The following is an 8,357-nucleotide window of genomic DNA, read 5'->3' as shown; positions in this document are numbered from 1 at the left end:
CATCAAGGCTTGCGCCCACATCAAGGCTTGCGCCCACATCAAGGCTTGCGCCCATTGTATAGTATACAAATACAGATACTTCCTTGTCTACTTTCCCTCCTTGTCTACCTTGTCTTACTTTTACTACAAGCTCTTGGTAAAAAACCTACCCTTGTGAGGCTCCCCCACCTAGGGTTGATTTTCTAAAAACTGTTTTGCCATTTGAGGACGTCCCCAGATGACCTGTTCTTTCTTATAGATAGCCATACCTGGTTGAGCGCCTTTTGGTTTATATACGTGCTTAGGTTTAGTGTATACCACTGGGGCTTGATCGCTTTCACGAGCTTTACTATAATAAGCGGTTAAATCGGCGGTAAATTGTAAATCACTCTCACTAGCGACACTACCTGGTTCTAAGCGTAACAAGGCATGACTGCCAGGAATTTCTTGAGTATGAAACCACAAATCATAATCTCCAGCGACACGAAAGGTTAACTGTTCATTTTGACGGTTATTTCTACCAATCCAGAGTTGAAATCCTGAGGGGGTAGTGTAACGTAATGGTTCAAATTCTGACTCTTGAGGAGAATTAGATGGTTGATTAGATTTAAGATATTTTTGTTCAATCAACTCCTCTCTAATTCCCTCTATAGCAACTAAATCGGCTAGGGTTTGATATTTTTCTAGTTGAGAGACAGTAACCAATACTTGCTCTAAATAATCCATTTCTGCCATAGTTTCTTGCCAAAGAGGGGTAACAGCATTGGTGGCGCGTTTAAGTTTCTGATGTTTTTTGTATAGAGTTTGAGCATTTTGTACAGCATTTTTTTCAGGATTGAGAGTAATTTTAACTGGTGCTTGGGTGGTAAAGTCAGCTAAGGTAATTTCCTTCATTCCAGGCTGCCATTTATGTAAATTAGCCATCAGTAAGTCAGCTAAATAGCGGTATTCATCAGCGCCTTCTGCTTCTAGGATTTTGCGAGCGAAGTTTTCCCCTTTGGTTTTGAGTTTACCTAGAATATTAGTAAGCTTTTGCTGTAGTTGCTGTTTTTTTTGTTGAAAGCTTTGGTGATTAAGTTGTTCAGTATAATAAGTATTGAGCAAATGATGAATATCTGGTTCTGGTTTAACCAGATTCCAACCTAAAACCGTGTATCCTCCTTTTTGCCAACCTGGTGTAAAAGATTTGGTCTCTAAAATAGTTAACCATTCTTGCCAAGCTTGAAATAGTCCCTCCCATTGGACAGGGGATAACTCTGCTGTAGACTGTTTAGGATTAATTTCGGCTTTTTTGAGGAGAGATTTAACTAAATTGGGACTCAAACCCCGATATACTTTGATTAATTGACGAGAAATTTCTTCTGGGATTAAGGCTACTCTTTTTTGCCAACTTTCCTTTGATTCTGATAAATTAGGAGCATCCGCAGTTAGGGGAGGTGGTAATTCGTATTTTTGACCAGTTTGCAAGGGGCGTAAACTGGATTGACTTTGGTTGACTTGGTGAGCAACAGTGATTATTTGTCCCTTTGCTGTAGCAAGAATGACATTACTGTATTTTGACATGACTTCTACATATAGATGCCAAGTGGGAATTTCTCCAGGACGTTTAGCAAATTGTAAATCTACAACTCTCTCCCAAGGCTTAATTATTTCGATTTGAGTTAAAGCGAAGCCTTTTAATTGGTGTCGCAATTGGTCACTAAAGGTAAAAGTATCAGGAATACGTGGTGGGGGATCATCTAGACAAATTCTCGCCCCTTGAGGATGCCAAGCGAGAGTTAACCACCCTCTTTTTTTCAGGGTGCGTAAAGCTAAGGAAATGGTAAAGGTATCGCGCTGATAAACTTGTTCTATTCTTGCTGGTAACCAATCAGCGTGAAGCTGAGAACATACAGCGATTAAGGTTGTATAATCAACAGGCTGCATAAACAATTATTTCTCAACTAGATTTGCGGTAAAAAGATGACTATTTTGATTTTAGCGTTGTAATCCTTGGTTTTTCGAGATAATATGGGAAATATATACTTAGTTCGACAATTTAATTCATAATTAACCTTATTTTATTTTATGGAAATACAACTACTTAACATAGGATTTGGGAATATAGTATCTGCCAATAGAATAGTTGCTATTGTAAGTCCAGAATCAGCTCCCATTAAACGAATTATTACTGAGGCCAGGGAACAAGGTAAACTTATAGATGCAACCTACGGAAGGAGAACTAGAGCGGTAATTATTACTGACTCAAGCCATATAATATTATCAGCGATTCAACCTGAAACAGTAGCACATAGATTCGTAGCACAAAAGGAACCTTAGAACAACTAAAATTTCTAAGCAGAACTAAAAATGAGGACTAAAGGCAAATTGATAGTGATTACAGGCCCAAGCGGTGTAGGCAAAGGAACTCTATTAAGAGAATTAGTCAAACGCCATCCAGAACTATATTTATCTGTGTCGGCGACGACGCGATCGCCTCGTCCTGGGGAAACCAATGGTAAAAACTATCATTTCGTCACTATTGAAGAGTTTCAAGAGATGATAGGGAATCAAGACCTCTTAGAGTGGGCAGAATACGCAGGTAACTACTACGGTACTCCTCGGGCTGCGGTGGAGAATCAACTAAAACAAGGTCGCTGGGTTATTCTGGAAATTGAATTAGTTGGTGCTCGTCAAATTAAAAACAATGCCCATGATACTCTTTTTATCTTTATTTTACCACCTTCTTGGTCAGAATTAGAACAGAGGTTAAGAAATAGAGCTGATGTGTCAGAATCTGCCATGAAAAAGCGTCTGGAAAAAGCAGCGATTGAAATGCAATCTGTAGATGAGTTTGATTATCAAATCGTCAACGGTGAATTAGACAAAGCTGTTGCAGAAATCGAACAAGCTATTTTTTCCTGAATCTTTTATAGGGAATAGGGAGCTTTGGGAGATGGATTCTTGGGGATTAGTTTATATGTAGCATAGTATACCTAGTCTACTAATCGTTACAATCAAAAGAACAGTTAATTTAAATAAAGTAAAATGATACCTACCGTAATCGAAACCTCCGGCCGTGGAGAACGTGCCTTTGACATATACTCTCGTCTATTGCGCGAGAGAATTGTTTTCTTAGGACAAGAAGTTGACGATGATATAGCGAATCTAATTGTGGCTCAATTACTATTTTTAGAAGCAGAAGACCCAGAAAAAGATATATACCTATATATCAATTCTCCTGGGGGCTCAGTTTCTGCGGGTTTAGGGATATTTGATACCATGAATCAAGTCCGCCCCGATGTTTCTACTATATGTTATGGTTTAGCCGCTAGTATGGGTGCTTTTTTACTAAGTGGAGGTGCCCCAGGAAAAAGGATGAGCTTACCTAATTCGCGCATTATGATTCACCAACCATTAGGTGGTGCCCAAGGGCAAGCGGCTGATATCGCCATCCAAGCCCAACAAATTCTCTATATTAAGAAAAAACTCAATCTCTACTTAGCTCACCATACAAAACAACCTCTAGAGAAAATTGAAGAAGATACTGAAAGAGATTTCTTCATGTCTGCGGCAGAATCAAAAGAATACGGTATAATCGACCAAGTAATTCAAAACCGTCCTTCTGCAACTAAACCTCCTGTGCCCACAGCATAAGATATCAGTTGAAATATTACCATTAGTAGGGTGCGTTAACCTGCGTGTAACGCACCGTTAGATGAGTAATGAGTAATAAGTAATGAGTAATGAGTAAGAAGGTAACCTGTAGGTTAGGCCCTTGGTCACTACACCCAACAAACATGAGTAATGAGTAATGAGTAATAAGTAATGAGTTTTGAAGGTAGCCTGTACTTAGACCAAAGCACCAGTGCAATTGTACTAAATAGGCCAACAGGCGAGAATCAATTTTTAAAATCCCCATCTATGCCGACCTCCTGCCTCCGTGCCTCGGTGCCTCCTGCCTCCTTTTAAGGGGTTAGGATCAATTCTTTAACTCATTACTTCAAGACTTCAAAACTCATTATTCATCCACTTCTGAAGACGAGATAATTAACTGTGCGTTATACTTGACATTATGCACCATACATCTACATCTGCTGCCTGCTTTTTTATAAGTAATAATGTAAGATATGAAATAAATTCCACTATAATTAGATAATATGAATTCTAACAGCCCTAAGCTATCCGAAGCAGAGCTTTTAGATGCTTTGAAAAAGCTGACTCCTTCTCAATTTGAGAAACTGATATTTAAATTAAACGTTTCCGCAGAGTATCTGCCTGGTTCAGATAAGTCTCCAACCGAAAGGGCGATCTCTCTCAAAGAGATCTCGCTCCTAGGCGAGTGCGCACTTATTCGACTGGTTAAATCCCCTGGAGGAGTGGGAATAGAGGGTTTAGAGAGAGTTTTCAGAGAGAATTTTTCTCCAAGCAATTTAGAACCTAAACCTAAACCAGAAGCAGAACATCAAAAATATATAGAAACATTGACTCAATTCCTTGAGTGGATGGCGCAATTAATCATTCGTCGTAACTGGTTTACTTTGTTAATAGGAGTTGCCATAATTCTCATTCTCTTTTTAACTCCAGGTGGTGTTGTACCTAAGCTTTTGGATTCTGCATTCAGTGGGAAATTGCCTGATTGGTATCCAATAGCTTTTTGGCCTATTTTGATAGGGGTTATCTTAATTGCTTTATTGGTAGCTAGGCGAGGTAATAATCGTGATTCTCGTTACTTACTGGGATGGCGAGAGATTCGTCTAATTAAAAAACAAAAACCCTATTTAATTTGGGGAAATAATCGGCGTGAAAAGGAACAATTACTCAAATTAAGCCAACGTCGGATTTATAAATGGTTAGGATTGATGATCTCTATAGTCATGGTTATTTTAATGGGTTTTACCTGGCTACAATTATACCCTCAGGGACAAATACAAAGAGTGCGTTGGGGCATCAGTAATCCCCTAACAACTCCTCTAAATAGAGTTGGGGATCCAGTAGCTTCAGAAGCTGCCTTGGCAATTGCCAAAGAGGGAGACTGGCAAAAAGCTTTTAAACTCCTGGAAAATCCTGTGCAGAATAATCAAGCTAAAGCTGACTTTGTAGAGGAATTTACAAATATTGTTTCTCGACAAAACAAAAATCAGGTTGAACAAAAACTCCAAAAGTCTCTAAAAATTGTTAAAACTATCAATGACCCCTACTCCCAAAGCCAAGCTCTCACGGCGATAGCCTCGGCCTACATAGAACTAGAAGAGACAGAAGCAGCAGTGAAAGTCTTAGAAGAGGCTTTAACTATTGTTAAAACTATCAATTACCCCAACTTCCAAAGCGAAGCTCTCAGGGAGATCGCCTCGGCCTACATAGAACTAGAAGAGACAGAAGCAGCAGTGAAAGTCTTAGAAGAGGCTTTAACTATTGTTAAAACTATCAATGACCCCTACTACCAAAGCGAAGCTCTCAGGGCGATCGCCTCGGCCTACATAGAACTAGAAGAGACAGAAGCGGCAGTGAAAGTCTTAGAAGAGGCTTTAACTATTGTTAAAACTATCAATGACCCCTACTACCAAAGCGAAGCTCTCAGGGCGATCGCCTCGGCCGTAAGTGAACTAGAAGACACAGAAGCGGCAGTGAAAGTCTTAGAAGAGGCTTTAACTATTGTTAAAACTATCAATGACCCCTACTACCAAAGCGAAGCTCTCAGGGCGATCGCCTCGGCCGTAAGTGAACTAGAAGACACAGAAGCGGCAGTGAAAGTCTTAGAAGAGGCTTTAACTATTGTTAAAACTATCAATGACCCCAACGACCAAAGCTATGCTCTCACGGAGATCGCCTCGGCCGTCAGTGAACTAGAAGAGACAGAAGCAGCAGTGAAAGTCTTAGAAAAGGCTTTGACTATTGTTGAAACTATCAATGACTACGACTACCAAAGCTATGCTCTCACGGTGATCGCCTCGGCCGTCAGTGAACTAGAAGAGACAGAAGCAGCAGTGAAAGTCTTAGAAAAGGCTTTGACTATTGTTGAAACTATCAATGACCCCTTCTTCCAAAGCTATGCTCTCACGGCGATAGCCTCGGCCTACATAGAACTAGAAGACACAGAAGCAGCAGTGAAAGTCTTAGAAGAGGCTTTAACTATTGTTAAAACTATCAATAACCCCGACTACCAAAGCTATGCTCTCACGGCGATAGCCTCGGCCTACATAGAACTAGAAGAGACAGAAGCAGCAGTGAAAGTCTTAGAAGAGGCTTTCACTATTGTTAAAACTATCAATGACTACGACTACCAAAGCGAAGCTCTCACGGCGATAGCCTCGGCCTACATAGAACTAGAAGAGACAGAAGCAGCAGTGAAAGTCTTAGAAGAGGCTTTCACTATTGTTAAAACTATCAATGACTACGACTACCAAAGCGAAGCTCTCACGGCGATAGCCTCGGCCTACATAGAACTAGAAGAGACAGAAGCAGCAGTGAAAGTTTTAGAAGAGGCTTTAACTATTGTTAAAACTATCAATGACCCCTACGACCAAAGCGAAGCTCTCACGGCGATAGCCTCGGCCGTCAGTGAACTAGAAGAGACAGAAGCAGCAGTGAAAGTTTTAGAAGAGGCTTTAACTATTGTTAAAACTATCAATGACCCCTACTCCCAAAGCCAAGCTCTCACGGCGATAGCCTCGGCCTACATAGAACTAGAAGACACAGAAGCAGCAGTGAAAGTCTTAGAAGAGGCTTTAACTATTGTTAAAACTATCAATAACCCCGAGTACCAAAGCGAAGCTCTCACGGCGATAGCCTCGGCCTACAGAGAACTAGAAGAGACAGAAGCGGCAGTGAAAGTCTTAGAAGAGGCTTTCACTATTGTTAAAACTATCAATGACCCCAGAAACCAAAGCGAAGCTCTCACGGCGATAGCCTCGGCCGTCAGTGAACTAGAAGAGACAGAAGCAGCAGTGAAAGTCTTAGAAGAGGCTTTAACTATTGTTAAAACTATCAATAACCCCGAGTACCAAAGGTGAGGAGAGGGGGAGAGGGGGAGAGTATGAGTATGAGTAGGAGTAGGGTGTGTTAGGGCGAAGCCCGTAACGCACCAAATTATGTCAGTAGCCTGTAGGTTGGGCCCTTGGTCACTACACCCAACAAACATGAGTAATGAGTAATGAGTAATAAGTAATGAGTTTTGAAGGTAGCCTGTACTTAGACCAAAGCACCAGTGCAATTGTACTAAATAGGCCAACAGGCGAGAATCAATTTTTATAGCAAGCTCGCCAATAGATGTTGACAAAAATGATGAAAAGCCCCCCTTAGTAAGGGGGGAAGGGGGGAAAAGTTAGTGATAAATGTTGTTAACACCACTGCGGTCACTGCTATAAAATCCCCATCTATGCCGACCTCCTGCCTCCGTGCCTCGGTGCCTCCTGCCTCCTTTTAAGGGGTTAGGATCAATTCTTTAACTCATTACTTCAAGACTTCAAAACTCATTATTCATCCACTTCTGAAGACGAGATAATTAACTGTGCGTTATACTTGACATTATGCACCATACATCTACATCTGCTGCCTGCTTTTTTATAAGTAATAATGTAAGATATGAAATAAATTCCACTATAATTAGATAAGATGAATTCTAACAGCCCTAAGCTATCTGAAGCAGAGCTTTTAGATGCTTTGGAAAAGCTGACTCCACCTCAATTTGAGGAACTGATATTTAAATCAAACGTTTCCACAGAGTATCTGCCTGGTTCAAATAAGTCTCCAACCGAAAGGGCGATCGCACTTATTCAACTGGTTAAATCCCCTGGAGGAGTGGGATTAGAGGGTTTAGAGAGAGTTTTCAGAGAGAATTTTTCTCCAAGCAATTTAGAACCTAAACCTAAACCAGAAGCAGAACATCAAAAATATATAGAAACATTGACTCAATTCCTTGAGTGGATGGCGCAATTAATCATTCGTCGTAACTGGTTTACTTTGTTAATAGGAGTTGCCATAATTCTCATTCTCTTTTTAACTCCAGGTGGTGTTGTACCTAAGCTTTTGGATTCTGCATTCAGTGGGAAATTGCCTGATTGGTATCCAGTAGCTTTTTGGCCTATTTTGATAGGGGTTATCTTAATTGCTTTATTGGTAGCTATAGGCACTATGCCTACTGTTGAACCACCTCCTCAATTGGTTGAACGCACGGCAATTAAAGGATTACGCCCTTTTACCACAAAAGATGCAGAGATTTTTAAACGTTTACAGAGGGAAGATTTACTACAAGAATGTATGGGGACAATACCTGATCCCGGTTTTCGTTTAGGTATTTTAATGGGGCTAAATACAGTTGAAAAATATTTACTCATTACTGCTTAAACTTGCTCATTTGATTAGCTAAATAGCCATAATGGGTAAGTTTTAGTTGGTTG

6 protein-coding genes are annotated in these 8,357 nt (G+C 40.4%); 5 read left to right on the top strand and 1 reads right to left on the bottom strand.

What is annotated here, in order from left to right; genetic code table 11:
* Nucleotides 1–168: 168 nt before the first annotated feature.
* Nucleotides 169–1,905 (bottom strand): Rqc2 family fibronectin-binding protein, encoded by a 1,737-nt coding sequence (locus MW688_RS18170; protein ID WP_486737429.1) that lies wholly within the window; start codon nucleotides 1,903–1,905, stop codon nucleotides 169–171.
* Nucleotides 1,906–2,046: 141 nt separating this feature from the next.
* Here MW688_RS18170 and remA point away from each other — a divergent pair, with 141 nt between their 5' ends.
* From remA to MW688_RS18145, 5 genes are all read left to right on the top strand, one after another.
* Entirely contained in the window at nucleotides 2,047–2,298 is a 252-nt protein-coding gene (gene remA, locus MW688_RS18165; RefSeq protein ID WP_486737428.1) for an extracellular matrix/biofilm regulator RemA, read from the top strand.
* 30 nt (nucleotides 2,299–2,328) lie between these two features.
* On the top strand, nucleotides 2,329–2,883 hold the full coding sequence (gmk, locus tag MW688_RS18160) for a guanylate kinase (protein WP_486737427.1): 555 nt from the start codon (nucleotides 2,329–2,331) through the stop codon (nucleotides 2,881–2,883).
* Between the two features lie 123 nt (nucleotides 2,884–3,006).
* Entirely contained in the window at nucleotides 3,007–3,615 is a 609-nt protein-coding gene (clpP, locus tag MW688_RS18155; protein ID WP_486737426.1) for an ATP-dependent Clp endopeptidase proteolytic subunit ClpP, read from the top strand.
* A 503-nt stretch (nucleotides 3,616–4,118) separates the two neighbouring features.
* Entirely contained in the window at nucleotides 4,119–6,971 is a 2,853-nt protein-coding gene (locus MW688_RS18150; protein ID WP_486737425.1) for a tetratricopeptide repeat protein, read from the top strand.
* Between the two features lie 601 nt (nucleotides 6,972–7,572).
* Entirely contained in the window at nucleotides 7,573–8,304 is a 732-nt protein-coding gene (locus MW688_RS18145; RefSeq protein ID WP_486737424.1) for a hypothetical protein, read from the top strand.
* Nucleotides 8,305–8,357: the final 53 nt, after the last annotated feature.

Source organism: Johannesbaptistia floridana, from assembly GCF_057440575.1.
This window is presented reverse-complemented; position numbering and strand designations above follow the sequence as displayed.